This is a genomic window from Rothia sp. BD8 (assembly GCF_044878465.1).
GTDB lineage: Bacteria > Actinomycetota > Actinomycetes > Actinomycetales > Micrococcaceae > Rothia > Rothia kristinae.
This window is the reverse complement of record NZ_JANJES010000005.1, coordinates 1-22,106: the sequence shown is the minus strand read 5'-3', so window position 1 is coordinate 22,106 and position 22,106 is coordinate 1. Positions and strand designations below refer to the sequence as shown.

Here is a 22,106-nt window from a genome sequence, read left to right as displayed (position 1 = left end):
CCTCACCGAGACGGCGCTCTCGTTCCCACTTTCGGAATTTCCGGGAACGGATGCGCCGCCTCGCGGAAGGAACGGGCCGGGAAGGGAACGGATGCGCCGGCTCGGGGATGGGGTGGGGCGGGCGGGGCCGGGGTCAGACGAAGCGGCCCAGGGTCAGGCGCAGGGCGTCCTCCAGGTCCTCGAAGCGGAAGCGGTACCCGGCCTCCCGCAGCGCCGCCGGGTCCATCGCGACGTCGGCCAGGGCCAGTTCCCGGGCGCCCTGCCGGCCCAGCACGGCCGCCGGGGCCGCGGCGGGGGTCGGGACGACGGCGGGGCGGCGCAGCACCCGGCCCAGGGTGCGGGCGAACTCCCGCTGGGTCACCGGGTTCGGGGCGGCGGCATTGAGCGGACCGGAGATCTCCGGGTTCGCGAGCGCGACGGCGTAGATCTGGACGAGGTCGTGCAGGGAGATCCACGGCTGGCGCATCCGACCCCCGCCCATCGGGCCGCCGGCCCCGGCCAGGTACAGCGGCAGCTGGACACCCAGCAGACCGCCGGCCGCGCTGAGCACCAGGCCGGTGCGCACCAGGGCCACCCGGATCCCGAAGTCCTCGGCGCGGCGGGCCTCGGCCTCCCAGCGGCGGCACACCTCGGCGAGGAAATCCGTTCCGGACGGGGATGCCTCGGTGACGGGTCCGGCGTCGTGGCCGTAGTACCCGGAGGCCGAGGCGCTGACCAGGGTCATCGGCCCGTCCTCGCCCGCCGCCTGCGTCATCGCGGTGACCAGGGTCCGGGTGGCGTCCAGCCGGGAATGCAGCACGGCCCGGCGGTGGGCGTCGGTGAAGCGCCCGGCGATGCCCGCCCCGGAGAGGTTCACGACGGCGTCGGCCCCGGCCAGCAGCTGCGGGTCCAGGACCCCGTGGGCCGGATCCCAGGTGATGACGTCCGCGTCCAGGCGCACCGAGGGGCCCTCCCGGCGCTGCAGGGTGATGACCCGGTGCCCGCCGGCGCGCAGCAGGGCGCTCAGCTGCGTGCCGACCAGCCCCGAGGCCCCGGCGATCACCACGGTCATCGGCTCGGGGCGGATCCCGCGCAGGGCGGCGTGGAAGTCCAGGTCAGCGCGAGTCTGGCGGGTCCGGTACTCGAAGACGCGCTCCAGCTGCCGCCGCATCTCCCGGACGCTGAACCCGATCCTCGCATCCAGTCGGGCCGGCAGCTCGTAGTCCACCTCGTCGTGCACGCGGGTGGCCGCCGCCTCCGTGCCGCCCTCCACCTCACCGTCGCCGTCCCGGGCGCCCCCGGGAGCGTCGGAGAAGACGTGGTGGTGGGTCCAGGAGCGCAGGGGCCCGCGGTCCATGACGTCCGTGAAGGTCTCCCCCGGGGTGTGCTCGGTGTGCACCGCGGTCCAGCGGACCCCGGCGTGCAGGGAACCGGGCAGGAAGGTCTCCGCCCACGGCAGGCCCATCAGCAGCTTGGTCACCGACCCGCGGTCCAGCCCGTCGGTGGGCTCCTGCAGCACGGTGCCGCTGAACTCCGGGGTGAGCCGTCGGATGGCCCCGGGGGAGCCGTACCAGCCGGTCACGGTCGAGCGCGGGTGGTCTATGACGGCGTCGTGGGTGTAGGTGCTCATGGGGCTCACCTGGCTTTCTCCCAGTCCGCGATGGGACCGGGGACGATGGTGAACAGGGGGTGCGGGCTGATGCGCCCGGCCTCCCTGTCGGTGCGCAGCGCGGGAACCCGCTCCGGGTCCCGCACGGCGAGCTTCTCGGCGAGGAATCCCGCCTCGTAGTCGATCTGCCCGGCGCTCACCGGGATCGGGTCCAGGGCCTGCGCGCGCGCGAGGGCCTCGGCGTCGATCTTCGCGGCGTCGAAGCGGTACCCGCGGCGAGCGGAGTCGGCGTGCAGCTCCCGCAGGAACATCGCGATCCCCGCCAGCGGGTCCGGGCAGGCGCGGAAGCGGGCCAGCTGCGGGTGGTTCCGATACCCGGTGGTCCGCCCCTGCAGCACCTTCTGGGCCAGCAGGGCCTCACGCCACCCGGCCACCAGGCCCTTGGGGTCGAGGTAGCGCGGGTGCAGGCTCCACAGTCGCACGGTGGCCTCCTCTTCGGATCGGGGGGCGCTCGCCGACGGACCGCCCTCTCTCGGCCCACGCTACCGCGCGGAAGGCGCCCCGGCCGCCCGCAGGCCGCCGCGCCTCCCAAAGGGATCCGCTGGTCAGGGCGCGGTCCGGGCGTCATCGAGCACCGAAGCTCGCACCATCGAGTAGGGTGTTCGGGCATCCCCGATCACCCGCCGCCGGCCCCGCGCGCGACGACGACGCCGCGTCAGCCTCCGCCGTCGGCCCGCACCCGGAAGGTGACTCCCCTGGATTACACCCCGTACACCCTGCTCTCGGACATCGGCTGGATCTCCGGTCTGCTGCTGCTCGGCAAGCTGATCCGCCGGTTCATCCCTGTCGCCCAGCACCTGCTGCTGCCCGCGCCGATCACCGGCGGTCTGCTGGGCATCCTGTTCGGCCCGGCCGGGCTCGGCTGGATCCCGTTCTCGGACCAGCTCAACGCGTACTCCTCGATCCTCATCGCCGTGGTGTTCGCGGCCATGCCCTTCTCCATGGAGTTCTCCGGGAAGGTCGCCAAGGGCGCCCGGACCATGTGGTCCTACTCCACCGGCATGTACGTGGGCCAATGGGGCATCGCGGTGCTGTTCGGCCTGATCGTGCTGGTCCCGCTGTTCGGCACCCCGGACTGGTTCGGGATGATCATGCCGGTCGGCTGGGTCGGCGGCTTCGGCACCGCCGCCGCGGTGGGCGCGGCCCTGGACGGGGACGACGGCGCCACCGTCGCCACGACCCTGGGGTTCACCTCCGCGACCGTCGGCACGCTGGTGGCGATCATCGGCGGCGTCATCATCGCCAAGTGGGGCTCCTCCACGGGCCGCACCTCCCAGATGGGCTCGTACAAGGAGCTGCCCGACGACGTGCGCACCGGCCTGATCTCGATCATCGGCGAGCGCCCCTCGATCGGGAAGGGCACCTCCTCCCCATCCTCCCTGGAGCCGCTGGCCCTGCACCTGTCCGTGATCGCCGGGACGACGTTCGTGGCGTACCTGGTGACCAACGGGATCAAGACCGCCACGGGCATCTCCATCCCGATGTTCGCGATGGCCTTCGTGATCGGCTTCATCTTCCGCCTGATCCTGGACGCCACCAAGGCCTCCGCGTACGTGGACGGCACCACCGTGAACTCGATCTCCGGCGGGGCCACGGACTACCTGGTGGCCTTCGGCATCGCCTCGATCGTGCCGTCCATCGTCGTGGACTACGCGGTGCCGCTGGTTCTGCTGTTCGTGCTGGGCCTGGTGTACTGCCTGCTGGTGTTCCGCTTCCTCTCCCCGGCGATGTTCCAGCAGGCCTGGCTGGAGCGCGGCCTGTTCGGGTGGGGCTGGGCGACGGCGTCGGTGGCCACCGGCATCGCCCTGCTGAAGATCGTGGACCCGCGGATGAAGTCCGGGACCATGGAGGAGTTCGGTGTGGCCTACGTGGGGTACGCGCCCTTCGAGATCGGCACCACGATCCTCGCCCCGATCATGGTGACCCTGGGCCTGACCTGGGCCTTCGGCGGGATCGCGACCGTGGTGGCCGTGGTCGTGATCGTCCTGGCCTTCGCCCTGGGCTGGGTGCGCGCCAACCGCGACGGCGAACACGAGGCGGTGCGGGTCCGCACCTGACGCCCCCGGGCGGGGCGCCTGCGGGCGGGGCGCCTGCGGGCGGGGCGCCTGCCCGTTTGGGAGCCGTTTCGCCGTTTGGGAGCCACGAGGACGCTCCCAAACACCGAGACGGCTCCCAATTCGCGGTGGTGAGGCATCCCCGCGGGCGGGAGCCGCGGGTGGGCGCACCGCGGAGCGGGCGTTAGGGTGAGGTGAGCCTTACTCGTCCCGATCGGATCGGAGGTCCCCATGACCGCCCCGCAGCGCAAGCCCAAGCCGCAGACCCTCCTACAGGTCGTCGAACGACGGCAGCTCACCCCGCACATGGTGCGCCTGATCCTCGGCGGGGAGGGATTCTCCGCATTCCAGGACAACGGCTTCACGGATCAGTACGTCAAGCTGGTCTTCGCCAAGCCGGAGCTGGGCCTGAGCGCCCCCTTCGACATGATGCACCTGCGGGAGACCCTCCCGCCGGAGGACGTTCCCGTGACCCGCACCTACACGGTGCGCGCCGTGGACCATGAAGCGCAGACCCTGACCATCGACTTCGTGACCCACGGGGACGAGGGACTGGCCGCCCCGTGGGCCGCACAGGCAACCCCCGGCGACCAGCTGGTGCTCATGGGGCCCGGCGGGAAGTACTCCCCGGATCCCGACGCCGACTGGCACCTGTTCGCCGGCGACGCCTCGGCGCTGCCCGCCATCGGCTCCGCGATCGAGGCCCTGCCCGACGACGCCCGCGGGTACGCCTTCATCACCCTGGACCACGACGAGGACCGCCAGGAGTTCGCCTCGGTGCCGGAGGGCTTCGAGGTCGTGTGGAAGGTGCAGGAGGGCACCGGCGCGGATCCGAACCGGCTGACCGCGCTGATGCAGTCCCGCGAGTGGCTGCCCGGCACCGTGGACGTCTTCGCCCACGGGGAGCGGGAGTCCATCAAGCAGGTGCGTCGGCTCCTCAAGGAGCGGGAGGTCCCCCGGGAGCGGATCTCCATCTCCGGGTACTGGGCCTACGGGCGCACCGAGGACCGCTTCCAGGCGGAGAAGCGCGAGCCGATCGGCAAGATCGAGGACTGAGCGAGCGGCCGTCATCGATCGCTATCCTCGGGGCATGCAGTCGATCAAACCGGCATCAGTGAGTCCCGAACGGCGCCACCGCTGGGAGCGGAGGCTCCTGCTGTCCGGGTTGATCGCGGCCTTCACCGTGATCGTGGTGAATGGGCTCGGCTCCCGCTTCCTGGGCTGGTGGCCCGGGGCTCTGCTCTGACTCAGATCTGGGTGCAGTTCACCCTCATCCTGTCCTTCCTCCTCCTGATGAGCGCCTCCACGCCGACCCCCGCCCAGCAGCCGCTGGCTCGCTCGCGTCGGCTCGGCTGGACGGCGTGGTTCTACGGCGCAGCGGGCCTTCTCCTCACCGGCCTGGCCCTGTTCTCCGCTGGTGACGGCTCGGCGGATTCTCGCGATCGGGCGTGGAGGTTCGCGGGTCTGGCGCTGCTGTTCCTCTCCCTGTGCTCCACCCACGCCATCGTCAGCATCCGGGCCCGCCGACGGCTCGCCGCGCGCGACGCCGAACCGTCACTCAGGTGAGGTCTGCGCACCCCAGAGCCCACGTGAGTGACGGCTCGGCAAGGTGACCGTCCGACGACACACACCACCGCACCCCGCCCTCAGGGCAGGGCGATGCTCTCGGCCAGGCGCCCGGCGGTCTCGCGCATGGAGGGCAGGATCCCTCGGATGCGCTCCGGGCTCAGACGCGAGTGCACGGCGGAGATGCTCACTGCGGCCAGCGCAGCCCCGGCGGCGTCGTACACGGGCACCGGCAGGGACAGCCCGGACAGCTCCGGGACCACGTGGTTGGGGCCAGCGGCGTACCCGAGCTCGGCGACGTCGGCCAGCGCGCGGCGCATCATCGCCTCGTGCTTCGCGGAGGAGGTGGCCACCCACTCGGGGGAGCGACGACGGCGCCACTGGCCGAGCTCCCGCTCCTGTTCGGCGGCCGGCAGGGTGCCGAGGATCGCCAGCCCGCAGTACGTGTTGCTCAGCGGCAGGATGTCCCCGGGGTCGATGGCGTACGCCCGCAGCGGGTAGGTGCCGCTGGTGCGGGTCACGTACCTGACGCCGTCCGCGTGGCGCACCCCCACGTACACGGTGTCTCCGCAGATCCCGGACAGCCGCTGCGCCTCGTGCCGGATGCGGTCGGCATTGAGCACCGGCCCGGGGGCCGCCAGACCCAGCGCGTACAGCTTCGACCCGCACGCGTACCGGCGCTGAGCGGTGCTGCGCACCAGCCCGACGGCGGTCAGCTCAGCGAGGATGCGATGCACCGTGGGACGGGCGATCCCGGTGTCCTCGGCGAGATCCTTCAGTCGCGCCCCATTCTGTCCCGCAACGGCCAAGGCTTCCAGGATCGCGGCGATCTTGGGGATGGTGCCGGGACCAGGTGTGGGTGGTGATGCCATGGTGCCGCCTTCCGTCCGGAGCGGAGAGTCCGCAGAGCTGACTTCCGATGATCCGCCATCTCTTGTGATGCAGACTACGCCGTCGTAGAAATATCACCACGACGGCCGCGACGGACCCCGCTCCGAACCCCCGGCGCCGCGGCAGCGAAGCCGCGGCCCCGAGTCGGAGGGGCCAACGCCCCCAAGGGCCGTCACTCCGACCACCTTCGACGCCGCAGGAGGCCCACCCGATGTACGACGATCTCCCATCCCTCGCCCACACCGTGCAGACTCAGGACAGCGCAGGCTCCGCCGTCGACGTCACCTGGTACGACTCCCGCGATGCCCACGACCGCGACGACGTCGTCGTCCTCGTCCACGGCACCGGCGGCTCCACGGCCGCGAACTTCGGCTTCCTCTTCCCCGTCCTCGCGATGCGCCAGCGCACCCTGGCCGTGGACTGGACCGCCCCTGAGGGCACCACCGCCCCGGCAGGTGAGTCCGCTCAGCGGACCCTGGAGCTGGAGGACCTGGCGCTGCAGGTCATCGCCGTGCTCGAGGAGGCCGCCGTCGAGGCCGGGCACGTGACCCTGCTGGGCTACAGTCTCGGCGCGTGCGTGGCCGCCCTCATCGCCGCCCGCCGCCCCGAGCTGATCGGACGGCTCGTGCTGCTCAACGGCTGGGCGCGCACGGACCTGCAGCAGCTGATCCGCAACGACGTCTGGACCCGTCTGTACGCCGCGGACCACGAGGCCCTCGCCGAGTACACGGCCTTCTGCGCCTTCGGCGGCCCCTTCCTCGCAGGCAAGACGATGGCGGAGATCGCTCCCGCACTGAAGGCCCAGGCCTTCACCCCGTTCACTGCGGCGCAGATGGAGCTGAACCGGCGCGTGCAGATCACCGAGGAGGCGGAGGCGATCCCGCACCCCACGCTGATCATCGGCTCGGAAGACGACCAGATGGTGCCGCTGCGCCACCAGCGGCAGCTGTTCGGCGCCATCCGGGACGCACGTCTGGCCGTCATCGGAACCGGCCATGCCTCCGTTCTGGAACGGCCATCCGAGATCAGCTTCCATGTGCAGGGATTCCTCGACGACCCTCAGCGCTATGACGCGGGGACCCTTATCCCCGCGCCGAGGCCGTGACCCCGGCAGACGACCCCATCGACCCCGACCCCGCTCGAGTCCGGCGGCCGCCGGAGCCCAGCCTCGGCCGCGGACTTCCCAACCTCCAGGAGCACACCATGACCACCACCGACACCCACACCACCACCCAGATCCCCTCGGACACCGCCCCGGGCAATGGTCCCACCCGAGTGAAGACCGCGATCGTCGGCTCCGGCTTCGCCGGTCTGGCCATGGGCATCCGCCTCAAGCGCCGCGGGGACGAGGATTTCCTCATCATCGAACGCGCCTCCGACCTCGGCGGCACCTGGCGGGACAACACCTACCCCGGGGTCGCCTGCGACGTCCCCTCGCACCTGTACTCCTTCTCCTTCCGCCCCAACCCCGACTGGACCAGCCTCTTCTCCCCCGGGGCCGAGATCCAGGAATACCTGCGCGAGTGCGCCCGCGAGGAGGGACTCACGCCGCACTTCCGATTCGACGCCGCCCTGCGGGACGCCACCTGGAACGAACGGACCCAGCGATGGGAGCTGAGCACCGACGGGGGTGAGGTGGAGGCCCGCTACCTGATCATGGCCACCGGACACCTGGCCGATGAGCACCTGCCGGAGGTGCCCGGCCTCGAGGGATTCACCGGACGCGCCTGCCATTCGGCCCGCTGGGATCCGAGCATTCGACTGGAGGGCCTGCGGGTCGGCATCGTCGGCACGGGCGCCAGCGCGATCCAGCTGGTGCCGGAGGCGCAGCAGGCGGCGAGGGAGCTGGTGGTCTTCCAGCGCACCCCGGCGTGGGTGATCCCCCGCCCGGTGAAGGAGTACACGGACGGGGAGAGGCGGATGTTCCGACGGGATCCCTCGACCATCCGTCGGGTGCGTGAGGAGCTGTTCTGGAATCAGGAGAACACGTACCCGGCGCGCCGCGGCATCGATCCGTATCTGAGCGGGATCAAGGCGATGGCCGCCGCGCACCTGGCCGCACAGGTGCAGGACGAGGCGCTGCGGGAGAAGCTGACGCCGCACTACGAACCCGGATGCAAGCGTCTGCTGCTGTCCAACACGTACTATCCCGCCATGGCCGCGGAGAACACCACGGTGGAGGCTTCCGCGCTGGCCTCGGTGCAGGGCTCGACGGCGGTGGCCGCCTCGGGTGCCCGCTACGACCTGGATGTGCTGATCTTCGCGACCGGGTTCGAGGCCGCCCAGCCTCCGTTCGCGCGACTGGTGCACGGCGTGGGCGGGGTGAACCTGGCCGAGCACTGGTCACGCGGGATGCGGGCCCTGGATTCCACGGCGGTGGCCGGGTACCCCAACCTGTTCTCGATCAACGGACCCAACACCTCGCTGGGGCATAATTCGATCGTCTACATCATCGAGTCCCAGGTGGAGTACATCCTGGGGGCGATGGACTACGCCGGGCAGCACGACGATGCCGTGCTCACCCCGATCCCGGAGCAGGAGGAGGAGTACGTGGCGCAGATCGACCGGAAGGCGCGCGGCTCCGTGTGGACCGACGGCGGATGCGATTCCTGGTACCTGGATCCGCGCACCGGTCGGCTGACGCTGATCTGGCCGGATTTCGGGTACGCCTTCCGGGAGGCCAACGGCACCTTCCACCCGGAGCGCTTCGAGCTGCTGCCGGATCGAACGACCGCGGCCGCCTGAGCCCTGGACGCGCTGCCCCGGGCCGCGACATTCCCCGCTGCCCACCTGTCTGGACAGGTGGGCGGCGGGGAGCACAGTGGTGTCTAGACAGGTAGGCACGACCAGGGGGAACCACATGACCGGCAAGGCGGCTGCCATCGATCGGGATCTGCGCGCCCGCATCGAGGACGGCACCTACCCCGTCGGCGGGTTCCTCCCCAGCGAGCACCAGCTGGCCACCTCCTACGGGGCCTCCCGCGAGACCGTGCGCCGGGCCCTGCAGGAGCTCACCGAGGATGGCTGGATCCAGAAGATCACCGGGCGCGGCTCCAAGGTCCTCGAGCGCTCCCACTACGTCTTCCCGGTGACACGACTGCTCGGATACCAGGAGTTCTCCCTCGCCGAGGGCCTGGATCTGGATAACCGCGTGCTCGCCGTCGAGCAGACGATGCTGCCGGTGGCCGCGTTCGCCGGTCTGCGCGACGGAGGAGCGCGCCTGGAACCGGTGCCCGTGACCCACGTGGCTCGACTGCGCGTGATCGACGGGGAGCCGGTGATCATCGACCACGACTATCTGGTGACCGCGCTGGCCCCCGGCATCACCGAGCAGGTCGCCCAGGACTCCCTGTACGACCACCTGGAGGGCACCCTCGGGCTGTCCCTGGGGTACTCCGTCAAGGAGATCCGGGTGGTCCCCGCCGACGACGAGGACTGCCGCCTGCTCGGGTTGGATGCCTCCGACGTCGTGGTGACCACCACCAGCATCACCAGCTTGGAGGACACCGCGGACATCCAGTTCACGGTCTCCCGCCACCGCGCGGACCGCTTCCGGTTCCGCGACTTCGCCCGCCGTCGCCCCGAGGAGAGGAGAACCCGGTGAGCTTCCGTGAGAAGGTCATCTACCAGATCTATCCCAAGTCCTTCCGGGACTCGGACGGGGACGGGGTCGGGGATCTGCGCGGGGTCATCGAGAAGATCCCGTATATCGCCTCCCTCGGGGTCGACATGGTGTGGTTCAATCCGTTCTTTCCCTCCCCGCAGCGGGACAACGGCTACGACGTCGCCGACTACCGCGCCGTGGACCCCGCGATGGGCACCATGGACGACGTCGAGGAGCTGATCGCCCGGCTGGGCGAGCACGGCATCGGCGTCATGTTCGACATGGTCTTCAACCACACCTCCACCACCCACGAATGGTTCCAGTGCGCCCTCGCCGGTGAGCGGAGGTACCGCGATTACTACATCATCCGCCCGCCCCAGGCGGATGGCTCCCTGCCCACCGACTGGGAGTCCAAGTTCGGCGGGCCGGCGTGGGCGCCTTTCGGGGACACGGGGGAGTATTACCTGCACCTGTTCGATGAGACCCAGGCGGATCTGAACTGGCGCAACCCGCAGGTCCGGACGGAGATGGCGGAGATCGTGAACTTCTGGCGCGCCAAGGGCGTGCGCGGGTTCCGCTTCGACGTCGTGAATCTCATCGGCAAGGACGCGCAGCTGCGCTCGGCGGGTGACGGCTCGGACGGGCGGCACATGTACACCGACGGCGCCGACGTCGACGCTTACCTACGCGAGCTGAATCGCGCGAGCTTCGGTCGGGATCGGGATTCGGTCACCGTCGGGGAGATGTCCTCGACCACGGTGGAGCGCTGCGTGGGCTACTCGGACCCGGACAACGAGGAGCTGGACATGGTCTTCAGCTTCCACCACCTCAAGGTGGACTACCGGGATGGACGCAAGTGGACGCTGATGCCCTTCGACTTCTCCCGGCTGAAGGCCACCCTGCACGAGTGGGCCGCGGGGATGCAGGCCGGGAACGGGTGGAATGCCCTGTTCTGGACCAATCACGACCAGCCGCGGGCCCTGGACCGCTTCGGCAACGCGACCGTGTGGCGCGAGCGCTCCGCGACCATGCTCGCCACCGTGATCCATCTGCTGCGCGGAACCCCGTTCGTGTACATGGGCGAGGAGATCGGGATGACGGACCCGGTCTACACCTCGGTCGAGGAGTACACGGACGTGGAGGCGCGCAACGCCTACGCGACCCTGCGCGCCCAGGGGCTCAGCGAAGCCGACGCCTTCGACGTCGTGCATTCCAAGGCTCGGGACAACGCCCGCACCCCCATGCAGTGGGATGCGAGCGAGCACGCCGGGTTCTCCTCGACCGTGCCCTGGCTGCGTCCGACCAATCAGGAGGCGATCTCCGTGGCCGCGGAAGAGGAGTCCGGGAGGATTCTGCCGTACTACCGGGAGCTGATCCGGCTGCGCCACGAGAGCCCGCTGATCGCGCACGGGACCTACGAAGCGTGGGCCCTGGAGCACCCGAGCGTGTTCGCCTACATCCGGCGGTTGGAGAGCGGTTCGCCGGAAGGGCCCGCGTCGGAATCCGGGGAAGCCCTGCTCGTGCTCACGAACTTCTACGGCGAGAGCACCGCCGTCGCCGTGCCGGAGGAGTTCCGCACCGGTCGGGTGCTGATCGGCAACGTCCACGACGACGACGCGCGGCTGGCCGCCCTCGCTGAGGGGGCCTCCGAGCTGGAGCTGGCCCCGTACGAGGCGATCGCGATCCTCGCGGGGTAAGCGCCCTGAGGGGTCCCCCGGCAGCCTCACCCGCTCCAGGGCCGGGTGAGGCCACCGGGACCGACGGACGGCCGTGCCGCCGCTCTCAGTCCTCCTCGCGCCCCGGGACGACGAAGATCGCTCCCGTGGCGACGTCCTCCTCCACCTGCTCGAGGGTGCGCCCGCGGGTCTCCGGGAGGAAGCGCCACATCACCAGGACCGCGAGGGCGTTGAGCACGGCGAAGCCGAAGAAGCACGCCGTCATGCCCAGGTGGGCGATGAGCACCGGGAAGAACAGGCTGAGCAGGCCGTTGGCCACCCACATGCACAGCACGGACACGCCCATGCCGACGGCGCGCATGTGCAGCGGGAACATCTCGGAGAGGATCACCCATGTGGCCACGTTGAGGAAGGTCTGCATGGACCCGACGAACCCGACGATCAGCACCAGCATGATGTAGGGGCGGGCCGGGCTGTCCTGGGGCACGGCGAGGGTCGCGGCGCCGATGAGCACGTGGAACACCGTGACCAGGGTGTAGCCGGTGATGAAGGTGGTGCGCCGGTCGACCCGCTCCATCATCCACAGGGCGATGATCGCGCCGATCACCCCGATCACGCTGGGGGCGATGTTGGCGACCAGCGCGGCGTTCTGCCCGAAGCCGGATTCGGTGAGCACCACCTGGCCGTAGTACATGATCACGTTGATGCCGGTCAGCTGCTGGAACACGGCCACGGCGATGCCGGTCAGCAGCAGGCGCAGCAGCCACCGGTTGGTCAGGACCCCGCGCAGGCCCTCCCCGCGCTCCTGCCGGTCCTCGTGCACGAGGCGCTGGATGTCGTCGACCTCGGCCTGGGCGCGCTCCTCGGAGCGGACGGTCTTGAGCACCTCGAGGGCTTCATCGGTGCGGCCGCGGGCCATCAGCCAGCGGGGGGATTCCGGCATCCGCAGCATCCCGAAGAACAGGGCGAGGGCGGGCAGGGCGGCCACGGCCAGCATGATCCGCCAGACCCCCTCGAGGTGCCCCAGCGTGTTCCCGAGGATCGCGTTGATGACGATCGCGGCCAGCTGCCCGAGGACCACCATCATCTCGTTGCGCCCGGACAGGGAGCCGCGGATCTCGTAGGGGGCGAGCTCGGCGAGGAACACCGGCACCACGGTGGAGGCTCCGCCGACGGCCAGGCCCAGGACGATCCGCCCGGCGATCAGCAGGCCCAGCCCTGGGGTGAACACGCACAGCATGGCGCCGAGGAAGAACATCACGGCGAGCAGGAGGATGGTCCGGCGTCGACCCCACGCATCGGAGACGTATCCGATGGTCAGGGCGCCGATGGCCGCGGCGAACAGCAGGGAGGAGGTCACCACGCCCTCGGTGACCTCGGTGAGCCCGAGCTCGGCGGACATGGGCAGCAGGGCTCCGTTGATGACGCCGGTGTCGTAGCCGAACAGCAGGCCGCCCAGTGTGGCGACCAGGGCGATCATGGTCAGCCGGTGCTGATGGGCTCCGCTGCCCAGCGGCGGGAGGTCCGGGGCGGCGGAGGCGCCTGGGCCGGAGGGAGTGCTGTCGGTGCTCATCGGGTGCTCGGCCTCCTGGGGTGCTCGGCGGCGGGTCCGCCCAGGTCAGCATAGCCGCCCGAATGACGACGGCGTGCGGTACCGAACCGTCACTCACGTGGGCTCTGATGCTCCCATACGCCACACCAGTGACGGTTCGCGGGAGGGCTGGGGCGCTGAGCGCGGCGGGAGGCTCCGGCAGCGGGGGATCCACACCTGAGATGCCGCTGGGAATCCACAGGGGCGCCGTCGTCGTGCGGATCCGGAGGCGTTCACCGGATGCCCCGCCCGGTAGAACCGGGGCATGAGAGTTCCCCAGCCCCTCCCGACGCCGCTGCTGAACACACCGATCACCGCGAGCGCACTGGAACGGCACGGGCTCTCCCGGTTCCGGGCGTACGCGGGGGACCTGCGGCAGCTGCGCCGCGGCATCCGCTGCGTCCCCGGGGCGGAGCCGACGCCGGCGCAGGTCGCCGCCGTCGTCGCCGCGCAGGCGGGGCACGCCGTGATCTGCGGGGTGACCGCCGCACAGCTCCATGGGATGCGCCTGCCTGGAACGTTGTCGCGCAGCACCCTCCTGCATCTGGCGCGCACGGATGGCAGGCCGCGGTTGCGTCGCCCAGGCGTCGTCGGCACCGAGGCGGCGTACCGTCCGGGGGACGTGATGATGGTCGGGGAGGTCATGGTGACGACGCCGGCGCGCACCTTCCTGGACCTCGCGCGGATGCTCAACCCGGTGGCGCTGGTCGCGGTGGGTGACGGTCTGGTGTGCACACACCGTCACGGCATCCGCGCCGGTGTGCCGCCGCTGTGCACCGTGGAGCAGCTGCGGAGGATGCTCGACGAGCACCCGGGGGTCCGCGGGGTGCGGCGGGCCCGGCTGGCGCTGGGCCGGGTGCGCGTGGGCGTGGATTCACCCCAGGAGACGCGGATGCGTCTGCTCCTGGAGGATCACCGGGTGGGCGAGTGGATCACGGATCACCGTCTCATCGGGGCAGACGGGCGCGAGGTGCTGCCAGATCTGTGGGATGAGTACAGTCGCACGAGCGTCCAGTACGAGGGGATGCACCATTCGGATCCGCGGCAGGTCCACCGCGACGTCGCCCGGGAGCGGGCGACCCGCAGCGTGGACGCCGTGGAGGTGCGCGTGGTCGCCGCAGACCTGGACGCACTCGCGCCCTACCGCGGTCAGCTGGTGCCGCGGGTGGTCGCGCTGGTGGCAGCTGCGGTGCACCGAGCCCGCTGGCCTCACCGACCCTCCCTCCCCAGCACCGAGCCGTCACCCACGTGGACTATAAGCCGTTGAGAAGCCACACCAGTGACGGTTCGCGGCCATACGACAGACACAAGACTCCGAGCCGTCACCCACGTGGGCTATGAGCCATACATAACCCACGCCAGCGACGGTTCGCGCGAATCAGCCCGCGGCCTCTCCTGGCTGCCGCACCCACGGGTCCGGCTGGCCGGTGATCCGGCTGCGCAGGTCTCGGCGCACGATCTCGATGGACCACGCCCACACCACGTGGCCCAGGGCCTCGGAGAAGTGCTCGCCGAAGGGCTGCTCCCACGGGGCGGGCACGATGCCCATCAGCGGCATGACCACGAGGTGGAAGGCCACCCACACCGCCAGACCGAAGACCGCACCCTGCCACAGGGTGATTCCGGGCCGGTACTCGGCGATCACGCAGTACAGGACGGCGAAGGAGATCGCGAAGGCGAAGTGCACGATGAAGCTGACCCACGGCAGGTCGTTGCCCAGGTAGGTGTAGGTCTGGTGCGTGGACTCGGGGGACATGCCCAGCAGCTCCAGCAGGGCCTGGGGCGGGTTGGTCGCGTTCCGCTCGGGTGAGCGCGGCGGGAACGGCACCTCCCACCCGAACTTCACGATGCCGGAGAAGATCCCGGCGATCACCCCGACCAGCACGGCGACGGCGGGGCGGCGTCGCACGGGGTCGGTCACGGTCCTCAGCAGGGTTGCAGCGCTCATCGGGCGTCCTTTCCACGCGGCCGGCGGGGATCCCCGCCGTCACCCCACCCTAGTGTGGGTTCGTGTGGCTTTATGTGGGATGACGTGATGTTTCCCGGGTCGGCTGGAAAAGCGGGGTAGACTCGAGCTCGCGCGGTGATCCGCACCACCGGATCCCGCGCCCATGCACCCCCGACGGCGGGGCCGCCCTCCCCGGCGCACCCGCCCGGACCCGGCGGCGCGACCGATCCCGGCGCTCATGGTGACCCCGCACCCACGAGAGTATCTACGGATTTTCACGCCATGACTGAAGACACCGCGGCTCCGCGCCGCACCCCCGCCGCCGACACCCCGACGCCGCAGCCTCGCGGCGGTCTGGATCGGTTCTTCCACATCACCGCCCGCGGCTCCACGGTGGGCACCGAGATCCGCGGCGGCCTGGCCACGTTCTTCGCGATGAGCTACATCGTGGTCCTGAACCCCCTGGTCATCGGACTGATCGCGGACGCGAACGGCTCCCAGCTCGGCCTGGCCAGGGTCGCCGCCGCCACATCGCTGGTCTCCGGGATCATGACCATCCTGATGGCCGTGATCGCCAAGCAGCCCTTCGCGATGTCCGCGGGCCTGGGCATCAACGCCTTCCTCGCCGCGACCATGGCGACGACGCCGAACCTCACCTGGCCGGAGCTGATGGGCATGGTCGTGTGGGCCGGCGTCATCATGTTCGTCCTGGTGCTCACCGGCTTCCGCACCGCCGTGTTCAACGCGGTGCCGGAGTCGCTGAAGGTCGCGATCGTCGTCGGCATCGGCCTGTTCATCTCCTTCATCGGCTTCGTCAACGCCGGCTTCATCCGCCGCACCCCGGACGCCGCGGGCACCACCGTGCCGGTGACCTTCGGGGTGGACGGGCAGCTGATCGGCTGGCCGATCCTGGTGTTCCTGGTCGGGCTGTTCCTGACCATCGCCCTGATGATCCGCAAGGTGCGCGGGGCGATCCTCATCGGGGTCATCGCCTCCACCGTGCTCGCGGTGATCCTCGAGGCCGTGGCCCCGTCCGGGACCTCCGCGGACTCCGCCACCGGCTGGTCCCTGGTCGCCCCGTCCCTGCCCAGCCAGTGGCTGAGCCTGCCGGATCTGTCCCTGGTCGGGGCGGTGGATCTGTTCGGCGGCTTCACCTCCCTCGGGGCGATGGCCGCGAGCCTGCTGGTCTTCGCGATCCTGCTCTCGGTGTTCTTCGACGCGATGGGAACCTCGGTGGGCCTGGCCACGGAGGCCGGGACCGTGGACCGGCAGGGCAACATCTACGGGATGAACCGGGTGCTGGCCGTGGACGCCCTGGGTTCGGTGGCCGGCGGCGGCGCCTCCGCTTCGTCCTCGCAGATCTTCGTGGAGTCCGCGACCGGCATCGGCGAGGGCGCGCGCACCGGCCTGGCCACGGTGGTCACCGGCCTGCTGTTCCTGGCGGCCATGTTCTTCTCCCCGCTGGTGAACATCGTGCCCTTCGAGGCGGTGGCCCCGGCGCTGGTCGTGGTCGGCTTCCTCATGGTCCGCCAGGCCGTGCACGTGCAGTGGGACGACTGGGGCCTGGGCATCCCGGCCTTCCTGACCATCGCGATGATGCCGTTCACCTACTCGATCGCCGACGGCATCGGCGCGGGCTTCGTCTCCTTCACCTTCATCCGCCTGGTGCAGGGCCGCGGCCGGGAGGTCCACCCGCTGATGTACCTGGTGTCCCTGGCCTTCCTGGCCTACTTCGGGATGGGCCTGATCCAGGGCTGGACGCACTGACCCTCACCGCATCCGCGCCGATGGCGGACGCGCCGCCATCGCCGAGCCGCTGGAGGCCGCACGAGCCGAACGCACCGAAGCCCCGGTCCTGGAACACCAGGCCGGGGCTTCGGCTCATCAATCACTCGCACCTTTGAGGTGGTTCCCACCGTACGCACCGACCCTGGGGTTCTCCTGTGCCGCACCTCGGACTTCCCCCCGACGCCGCCTATCCTGGACCCCATGCCCACCCTGGATGACGACGCCCGCTGCCCCTGCGGCACCGGCGAGACCTACGGCGCCTGCTGCGCCCGGCACCACCGGGGCGCACCCGCCCCCACGGCGGAGGCGCTGATGCGCTCCCGCTTCACGGCCTTCGCCCTGGGGCTGGCCGACTACCTGCTGGCCACCTGGTACCCGAGCACCCGGCCGGCCTCATTGGAGCTGGACCCGCAGATCCGGTGGCAGCGCCTGGAGATCCTGCAGACCTCCGGAGGTCCCTTCGACGACGCCGCCCGCGTGCGCTTCGCCGCGCACTGGCGCTCCGTCCCCGGCATCCCGGGCGAGCATCGGCGTCGCGGGGTGCAGGAGGAGGACAGCCGGTTTCTGCGTGAGGACGGACGCTGGTACTACCTGGACGAGGCGCCCGCCCGACGCTGACCGGTCCGGGCCGGGCCGGACAAAGCTGGGCCGGATCAGTCCCGGCCGGATCGCGCCCGATCATCGGGGCGGGTCAGCCCGCGCGCCATCCGCCCGGTGGTGGCCGGCTCCCACGCCCCGCCCCCGGGGTAGGCCTCCCCGAGGGAGCGGAAGCAGCGGCGGGCGTAGAAGCGCTCGGCGCCGTCGTTGCCGTTGATGATCCACAGGTACGCCGGCTCCTCGGCGCCCAGGACGGCGTCCAGCAGGTGCCCGCCGAGCCCGCGGCCCTGCGCCTCGGGCAGCACGTACAGGGTCACCAGGGTGCGCGGCGGCTTCCCAGCGACGCCGGGCAGGGGCTCAGCGCCCGCCTTCGCCTCCCACGACTGAGGCCCGTCCGTGCTCAGCGCCAACCCGACGGGGCGGAACCACAGGTCCGGGTCCGCCCCGATCGAGCAGCAGCCGAACTCGTTGCTCTGCCCGAAGCCGGGATTGGCCCAGGCGATCACCGCGCGGGTTGCGGGCGCGGCGAGATTCTCCCGATCCTCGGCGGCGACGCTCTCCGCCTCGGCGCGGATGCGCCGCCCGAAGTCCTCGTCGATGATCCGCGCGTAGGCGGTCTCAAGGCACTGTAGATGCAGGCGGGTGAAGGTCTGCGGATCCGCGGAGCCGGGGACGGCATCCACCGGGGCGATGCGGAATTCGCCGTCGCCGACGAACCACCCGCTCACGCGGCGCCCGTCCCGGCGTCCTTCCCGCCCTGCCCGCTCTCCAGGGCGCGGCGCTGCACGGCCCGCTCGAGCCGCTCGATCTTGCCGGTGAGCTCCCCGGTGTACCCGGGGCGGATGTCCGCCTTGAGCACGAGGGAGACCCGCGTGCCGTACTCGCCGACGGCCTCGGCGGCGCGCTTGACGACGTCCATGCACTCATCCCATTCGCCTTCGATGGTGGTGAACATGGCGTCGGTGCGGTGCGGCAGACCGGAGTCGCGGACCACGGTGACGGCGGCCGCGACAGCGTCGTGCACGGAGGCGTCCGGGGACTCGCCGCCGGAGGGGACCAGGGAGAAGGCAACCAGCATGATCCCAGCCTGCCACTTTTCCCACCCCGTGGGGAGGGGGACTCACGGTCGGCGACCCGCCCGACGGGCGAAGTCATCCAGGGCCTGCGCCACGAGGGGAACGGTCCGACGCGCGGCTGAGCTTATTGAGACGCCGGTGCGTCGATCTTCTCATCAAGCGTCTTCCTGAGACTACCGGGCGCCCGACGGGGGACTCAGTCCCGGCGCGGTGACGCGCCGGGGGCGAAGCGGCGGGTCCACGCCTCGTCCCGGTACTGGGCGGGCACCGCCCCGCCGAGCAGCTGCCTGGCCAGGCGGGCGGCGTCATCGGAGCCCTCGACCGGCAGCGGGGCGTCCGAGGCAAGCAGGATGACGTTTCCGTAGCGGCGGCCCTTGAGCATCGGCGGATCCGCGATCACCGCGACGTGCCCGAACACCTCGGCCAGGCCGGCGATCTCCTCCCGCACCCCGAGCATCCGCCGGTCATCCCCGCAGTTGGCGACGTACAGCCCGCCCGGGGCGAGGGAACGGTGAGCGTGGGTGAAGAACTCCGCGGTGGTCAGCGGCCGCGGGGTCACGGCCCCGGCGAACACGTCCCGGATGATCACGTCCCGGCTGGCCTGCGCGAAGCCCTCGGTGACCTGCCGGGCCTCCCCCACCCGGATCCGCACGGTGGGAGCGCGGGGCACGTCGAACCACTCGCGCACCAGCGCGGCGAGCCGGGCATCCAGCTCGACGACGGTGCTGCGGCTGCGCGGCCAGGTCGCGGCCGTCCAACGGGCCAGGGAGCAGCCCGCGCCGCCCAGGTGGGTCGCCCGCAGCCGCTCGGGGTCCAGATGCGCGGGGACGAACAGCTCGAGGAAGGCCGCGATCCACCGCATGTACTCGAAGGCCAGCTCCCGGGGCTGCCCGAGGATCACGTGGCTGGACTGCACGCCGTTGACCAGCAGCAGCCAGGCGTCCGAGTGGAAGCGATCCGGCACGAGCTCGGCGGTGCCGGTGTCGATGGGGTGCTCCCCGGGCACGGGCCCGGCCGACGTCGTCTGCGGGGTGTGCTCCTGCCGTGCGCCGCGCTTCCTGCCCATGGCACCCCACCCTACGACGCCGCCGTCGGCCTGATGCGCCAGCCGGGTCAGTGCTCCTCGGTCTGGGTGGAGTCCGTGAGGGTCCGCACCCCGATGCACCCCATGATCAGCACGATCCCGGCGAGGATCGCGAAGGAGATCTGCTGGGAGTGCACGAAGCCGTCCACCATCGCCGCGTCCCAGGCGCCCTGCGGGAGGCTGCTGCCCACCACCGCGGCCATGACGGTGCCGACGATCGCCACGCCCACGGCGTTGCCCAGCTCCTGGGCCGTGTCGTTCAGGGCGGAGCCGATGGAGGTGTGGGACTCCGGCAGGGCCCCCACCAGGGCCACCGCGCCCGTGGTCATGATGATGCGCATCCCGGCGGTCATGATCAGCATGCCGACGGCGCACCACAGGTAGCCGCGGGTCAGCGCCTCGATCCAGATCACCAGGGCCGCCAACACGCACACCAGCCCGATGAGGCTGGTGCGGCGGTGTCCGATCCGGGCGACCAGCCCGTCCACCGCGGGGCCCACGAACAGCATGCCGACCACGAAGGGCAGGTTGGCCAACCCGGCCCGGAACGCGGACCAGCCCCAGGCATACTGGTACAGCTGGGTCGAGACGAACATGACGCCGACCATCGCGATCATCACGGAGGTCTGCAGGATCGCGGAGCCGCGCACGGTGCGCAGACCCAGCAGCCTCAGATCCAGCATCGGGTCCGCGGCGGTGCGCTCCCGCCGGAGAAAGCCCAGCAGGCAGGCCAGACCGCCGACGAGGATCAGCAGCGTGCAGGCATCGGACCAGCCCCATTCGGTGTCGGCGGTGAAGGTGTAGAGGGTCAGTCCCAGCGCTCCGACGGAGAGCAGGCCGCCGGGGACGTCCACCCCGCCGCGGCGCAGGTCCTCGGCGCGGTCGGCGGAGACCCCGAAGCGCACGCCGATCCAGGCGAGCAGGGCGGCCGGGGCGTTGAGGACCAGCAGGGCCTGCCAGGGCAGGTGCTCCACGGCCAGACCGGCCAGGGTGGGGCCCACGGCGAAGCCGATCATGGAGACCATCATGATCGGGCCGATGGCCTTGCCGCGCAGGAGATCGTCGTCGAACAGGCGGAAGATCAGGGACATGGTGATCGGCGCCATGAGCGCGGCGAAGGCCCCGGACAGGGCGCGCACGGCGATCAGCTGCTCGGGGGTCCGCACCAGCAGCACGCCCAGCCCGGCCAGGCCGAACAGGGCCAGGCCGGTGAGCAGGGTGCGGCGGCGCCCGATCTTATCCCCGATGGTGCCGCCGACCATGAGCAGGCCGCCGAAGGTCAGGGAGTAGGCCCCGACGATCCACTGCAGGTCCGTGGGGCTGGCGTGCAGCTCGCGCCCGACGGTGGGCAGGGCGATGTTGAGGATGGAGTTGTCCACCATCTCCACGAGCATGGCCAGGCACAGCCCCAGCAGGGCGGGCCAGGCCGCGCGCAGGGACTGGGGGGAGGTGGTGCGGCGGGCGCGGTGGCGTGCGCCGGGGTGGGGTGCGACGGCGGCGCGCGGGGCGCCGTCGGAGACCGCGGGGGTCTCGAGGGTATCGGTGGTCATGGGAAGAGCCTTTCGGGAGGATCGAACGCGGCTCGATTCTGGAACGACGTTCGATTTATCGAACCGCGTTCGAGAATAGAACGATGTTTGATTCCCTGCAAGCCCGTGCGTAGCCTCGGTGGCATGAGCCCCGACCCCCGCGCCTCCCGCCGCCCCGCCCGACGCCGCGCCACCCTCTCCGTGGAGGCCATCGTGGACGCCGCGATCGGCTTCCTGGACCGCGAGGGCGCGGAGAAGCTGACCCTGCGGGCCCTGGCCGCGAGCCTGGACAGCGGGGTGGCCAGCCTCTACTGGTACGCCTCCGGCAAGGACGAGCTGATGGCGATGGTGGCCGACGAGGTGCTGGGTCGGGCCCTGGCCGAGGACGAGCGGCTGGCCGCAGCAGGCCGCAGCGCCCCGGCCTCCTTCGAGGGCTTCCCCGCTCCCGCCCCGGACCCCCGCACCAGCCCGGGCACGGCCGAGGCCCTGGGGGACCTGCGCCGACTCTCCCTGTGCCTGTTCACCCAGATGCTGGAGCACCGCTGGCTGGCCGAGCAGCTGATCCACGCCGGCCCCGACGAGGAGCACGCGCTGCGCACCTGGGAGCGCACGGGCCGGATCCTGCAGCGCATGGAGCTGAGCACCGCCCAGCAGTTCCACGCCTCCCTGGCGGTGACCAACTACGCCTCCGGCATGGGCGCGGAGATCTCCCAGCGCCAGAGCGAGGAGGAGGACGCCGACGTCGAGCAGATGTTCCGCGAGCAGCTGGAGCGCTGGGGGCACACCAGCACCGAGCAGTTCCCCTTCGTGCACTCCGTGCTCGGGGAGTTCCACCGCCATGATGACCGCACCGAGTACATCGCCGGCCTGGAGCTGCTGCTGGGCGGCATCGAGCGCCAGACCTGGGGCTGACCGGGGCGCCCGCGCCTAGGCCGTGTTGCTAAAGGGTGCTCGTGGGCACGTGGGTGATCCTTGTGTTCGTGGCGCGTGTGGAGATCTCTGATGATGATTGGGCTGTGATCGGCCCATTGTTTCCGGCCGTGGGCACGACTGG

20 protein-coding genes and 1 pseudogene are annotated in these 22,106 nt (G+C 71.0%); 12 read left to right on the top strand and 9 right to left on the bottom strand.

Features of this window, described 5'->3' with window-relative positions; translation table 11 throughout:
- Positions 1 to 133: 133 nt before the first annotated feature.
- The gene (locus NQ707_RS05455) at positions 134 to 1,609 is read right to left on the bottom strand and encodes a TIGR01777 family oxidoreductase (protein ID WP_058743439.1); all 1,476 of its coding nucleotides are present in this window, start codon (positions 1,607 to 1,609) and stop codon (positions 134 to 136) included.
- 5 nt (positions 1,610 to 1,614) lie between these two features.
- Positions 1,615 to 2,070 carry a pyrimidine dimer DNA glycosylase/endonuclease V gene (locus NQ707_RS05450; RefSeq protein WP_058730522.1) on the bottom strand — a complete coding sequence of 152 codons (456 nt, stop codon included), beginning with the start codon at positions 2,068 to 2,070 and terminating at the stop codon, positions 1,615 to 1,617.
- Positions 2,071 to 2,334: 264 nt separating this feature from the next.
- On the opposite strand from NQ707_RS05450, the gene NQ707_RS05445 reads away from it, so the two are divergent.
- The 4 genes from NQ707_RS05445 to NQ707_RS05430 all read left to right on the top strand — a co-directional run bounded on the left by NQ707_RS05445 (position 2,335) and on the right by NQ707_RS05430 (position 5,268).
- Positions 2,335 to 3,705, top strand: a complete 1,371-nt coding sequence (locus NQ707_RS05445) for a sodium/glutamate symporter (protein WP_208107293.1) — start codon at positions 2,335 to 2,337, stop codon at positions 3,703 to 3,705.
- A gap of 228 nt (positions 3,706 to 3,933) precedes the next feature.
- The gene (locus NQ707_RS05440; protein ID WP_100464872.1) at positions 3,934 to 4,758 is read left to right on the top strand and encodes a siderophore-interacting protein; all 825 of its coding nucleotides are present in this window, start codon (positions 3,934 to 3,936) and stop codon (positions 4,756 to 4,758) included.
- Between the two features lie 34 nt (positions 4,759 to 4,792).
- Positions 4,793 to 4,948 carry a hypothetical protein gene (locus NQ707_RS05435; protein WP_165590078.1) on the top strand — a complete coding sequence of 52 codons (156 nt, stop codon included), beginning with the start codon at positions 4,793 to 4,795 and terminating at the stop codon, positions 4,946 to 4,948.
- Positions 4,949 to 4,959: 11 nt separating this feature from the next.
- Positions 4,960 to 5,268, top strand: a complete 309-nt coding sequence (locus NQ707_RS05430) for a hypothetical protein (RefSeq protein WP_224799574.1) — start codon at positions 4,960 to 4,962, stop codon at positions 5,266 to 5,268.
- 80 nt (positions 5,269 to 5,348) lie between these two features.
- Here NQ707_RS05430 and NQ707_RS05425 read toward each other — a convergent pair whose 3' ends face one another.
- Positions 5,349 to 6,140 carry a helix-turn-helix domain-containing protein gene (locus tag NQ707_RS05425; protein WP_358293197.1) on the bottom strand — a complete coding sequence of 264 codons (792 nt, stop codon included), beginning with the start codon at positions 6,138 to 6,140 and terminating at the stop codon, positions 5,349 to 5,351.
- Between the two features lie 230 nt (positions 6,141 to 6,370).
- Here NQ707_RS05425 and NQ707_RS05420 point away from each other — a divergent pair, with 230 nt between their 5' ends.
- From NQ707_RS05420 to NQ707_RS05405, 4 genes are all read left to right on the top strand, one after another.
- Positions 6,371 to 7,264, top strand: a complete 894-nt coding sequence (locus NQ707_RS05420) for an alpha/beta fold hydrolase (RefSeq protein ID WP_404435022.1) — start codon at positions 6,371 to 6,373, stop codon at positions 7,262 to 7,264.
- 98 nt (positions 7,265 to 7,362) lie between these two features.
- The gene (locus NQ707_RS05415; RefSeq protein ID WP_081046069.1) at positions 7,363 to 8,904 is read left to right on the top strand and encodes an NAD(P)/FAD-dependent oxidoreductase; all 1,542 of its coding nucleotides are present in this window, start codon (positions 7,363 to 7,365) and stop codon (positions 8,902 to 8,904) included.
- A gap of 115 nt (positions 8,905 to 9,019) precedes the next feature.
- Positions 9,020 to 9,763, top strand: coding sequence for a trehalose operon repressor (treR, locus tag NQ707_RS05410; protein WP_058730526.1), 744 nt, complete (start codon positions 9,020 to 9,022; stop codon positions 9,761 to 9,763).
- Positions 9,760 to 11,460, top strand: a complete 1,701-nt coding sequence (locus tag NQ707_RS05405) for an alpha,alpha-phosphotrehalase (RefSeq protein ID WP_100464877.1) — start codon at positions 9,760 to 9,762, stop codon at positions 11,458 to 11,460. Before treR ends, NQ707_RS05405 begins: the two co-directional genes overlap by 4 nt.
- A gap of 85 nt (positions 11,461 to 11,545) precedes the next feature.
- Here the strand turns inward: NQ707_RS05405 and NQ707_RS05400 are convergent.
- Positions 11,546 to 13,057: pseudogene (locus NQ707_RS05400) on the bottom strand (sugar porter family MFS transporter); the annotation flags it as partial.
- A gap of 238 nt (positions 13,058 to 13,295) precedes the next feature.
- Between NQ707_RS05400 and NQ707_RS05395 the strand changes: the two are divergent.
- Positions 13,296 to 14,297 carry a hypothetical protein gene (locus NQ707_RS05395; protein WP_129357623.1) on the top strand — a complete coding sequence of 334 codons (1,002 nt, stop codon included), beginning with the start codon at positions 13,296 to 13,298 and terminating at the stop codon, positions 14,295 to 14,297.
- A gap of 111 nt (positions 14,298 to 14,408) precedes the next feature.
- Here the strand turns inward: NQ707_RS05395 and NQ707_RS05390 are convergent, their stop codons facing one another.
- Complete coding sequence (locus tag NQ707_RS05390) at positions 14,409 to 14,978, bottom strand: YagU family protein (RefSeq protein WP_058730530.1); 570 nt, start codon at positions 14,976 to 14,978, stop codon at positions 14,409 to 14,411.
- 282 nt (positions 14,979 to 15,260) lie between these two features.
- Here NQ707_RS05390 and NQ707_RS05385 point away from each other — a divergent pair, with 282 nt between their 5' ends.
- The gene (locus NQ707_RS05385) at positions 15,261 to 16,745 is read left to right on the top strand and encodes an NCS2 family permease (RefSeq protein WP_058730531.1); all 1,485 of its coding nucleotides are present in this window, start codon (positions 15,261 to 15,263) and stop codon (positions 16,743 to 16,745) included.
- A gap of 222 nt (positions 16,746 to 16,967) precedes the next feature.
- Entirely contained in the window at positions 16,968 to 17,384 is a 417-nt protein-coding gene (locus NQ707_RS05380) for a YchJ family protein (protein ID WP_061225717.1), read from the top strand.
- A gap of 35 nt (positions 17,385 to 17,419) precedes the next feature.
- Here NQ707_RS05380 and NQ707_RS05375 read toward each other — a convergent pair whose 3' ends face one another.
- The 4 genes from NQ707_RS05375 to NQ707_RS05360 form a co-directional block, all read right to left on the bottom strand.
- On the bottom strand, positions 17,420 to 18,091 hold the full coding sequence (locus tag NQ707_RS05375) for a GNAT family N-acetyltransferase (protein ID WP_404435021.1): 672 nt from the start codon (positions 18,089 to 18,091) through the stop codon (positions 17,420 to 17,422).
- Positions 18,088 to 18,441 (bottom strand): thiamine-binding protein, encoded by a 354-nt coding sequence (locus tag NQ707_RS05370; RefSeq protein ID WP_058730534.1) that lies wholly within the window; start codon positions 18,439 to 18,441, stop codon positions 18,088 to 18,090. The genes NQ707_RS05375 and NQ707_RS05370 overlap by 4 nt, the downstream gene beginning before the upstream one ends.
- A 194-nt stretch (positions 18,442 to 18,635) precedes the next feature.
- The gene (locus NQ707_RS05365) at positions 18,636 to 19,505 is read right to left on the bottom strand and encodes a spermidine synthase (RefSeq protein WP_404435020.1); all 870 of its coding nucleotides are present in this window, start codon (positions 19,503 to 19,505) and stop codon (positions 18,636 to 18,638) included.
- A 47-nt stretch (positions 19,506 to 19,552) separates the two neighbouring features.
- Positions 19,553 to 21,073 (bottom strand): MFS transporter, encoded by a 1,521-nt coding sequence (locus NQ707_RS05360; RefSeq protein ID WP_404435019.1) that lies wholly within the window; start codon positions 21,071 to 21,073, stop codon positions 19,553 to 19,555.
- 123 nt (positions 21,074 to 21,196) lie between these two features.
- Here NQ707_RS05360 and NQ707_RS05355 point away from each other — a divergent pair, with 123 nt between their 5' ends.
- A complete protein-coding gene (locus NQ707_RS05355; protein ID WP_081101643.1) occupies positions 21,197 to 21,964 on the top strand; it encodes a TetR/AcrR family transcriptional regulator C-terminal domain-containing protein in 768 nt (255 codons plus the stop codon).
- Positions 21,965 to 22,106 lie beyond the last annotated feature (142 nt).

Excerpts from the sequence above, each read along its gene's own strand:
- NQ707_RS05455 (WP_058743439.1), bottom strand. The coding sequence starts at position 1,609 with ATGAGCACCTACACCCACGACGCCGTCATAGACCACCCGCGCTCGACC.
- NQ707_RS05440 (WP_100464872.1), top strand. The coding sequence starts at position 3,934 with ATGACCGCCCCGCAGCGCAAGCCCAAGCCGCAGACCCTCCTACAGGTC.
- NQ707_RS05435 (WP_165590078.1), top strand. The coding sequence starts at position 4,793 with ATGCAGTCGATCAAACCGGCATCAGTGAGTCCCGAACGGCGCCACCGC.
- NQ707_RS05425 (WP_358293197.1), bottom strand. The coding sequence starts at position 6,140 with ATGGCATCACCACCCACACCTGGTCCCGGCACCATCCCCAAGATCGCC.
- NQ707_RS05420 (WP_404435022.1), top strand. The coding sequence starts at position 6,371 with ATGTACGACGATCTCCCATCCCTCGCCCACACCGTGCAGACTCAGGAC.
- NQ707_RS05415 (WP_081046069.1), top strand. The coding sequence starts at position 7,363 with ATGACCACCACCGACACCCACACCACCACCCAGATCCCCTCGGACACC.
- treR (WP_058730526.1), top strand. The coding sequence starts at position 9,020 with ATGACCGGCAAGGCGGCTGCCATCGATCGGGATCTGCGCGCCCGCATC.
- NQ707_RS05395 (WP_129357623.1), top strand. The coding sequence starts at position 13,296 with ATGAGAGTTCCCCAGCCCCTCCCGACGCCGCTGCTGAACACACCGATC.
- NQ707_RS05390 (WP_058730530.1), bottom strand. The coding sequence starts at position 14,978 with ATGAGCGCTGCAACCCTGCTGAGGACCGTGACCGACCCCGTGCGACGC.
- NQ707_RS05385 (WP_058730531.1), top strand. The coding sequence starts at position 15,261 with ATGACTGAAGACACCGCGGCTCCGCGCCGCACCCCCGCCGCCGACACC.
- NQ707_RS05380 (WP_061225717.1), top strand. The coding sequence starts at position 16,968 with ATGCCCACCCTGGATGACGACGCCCGCTGCCCCTGCGGCACCGGCGAG.
- NQ707_RS05370 (WP_058730534.1), bottom strand. The coding sequence starts at position 18,441 with ATGCTGGTTGCCTTCTCCCTGGTCCCCTCCGGCGGCGAGTCCCCGGAC.
- NQ707_RS05365 (WP_404435020.1), bottom strand. The coding sequence starts at position 19,505 with ATGGGCAGGAAGCGCGGCGCACGGCAGGAGCACACCCCGCAGACGACG.
- NQ707_RS05360 (WP_404435019.1), bottom strand. The coding sequence starts at position 21,073 with ATGACCACCGATACCCTCGAGACCCCCGCGGTCTCCGACGGCGCCCCG.
- NQ707_RS05355 (WP_081101643.1), top strand. The coding sequence starts at position 21,197 with ATGAGCCCCGACCCCCGCGCCTCCCGCCGCCCCGCCCGACGCCGCGCC.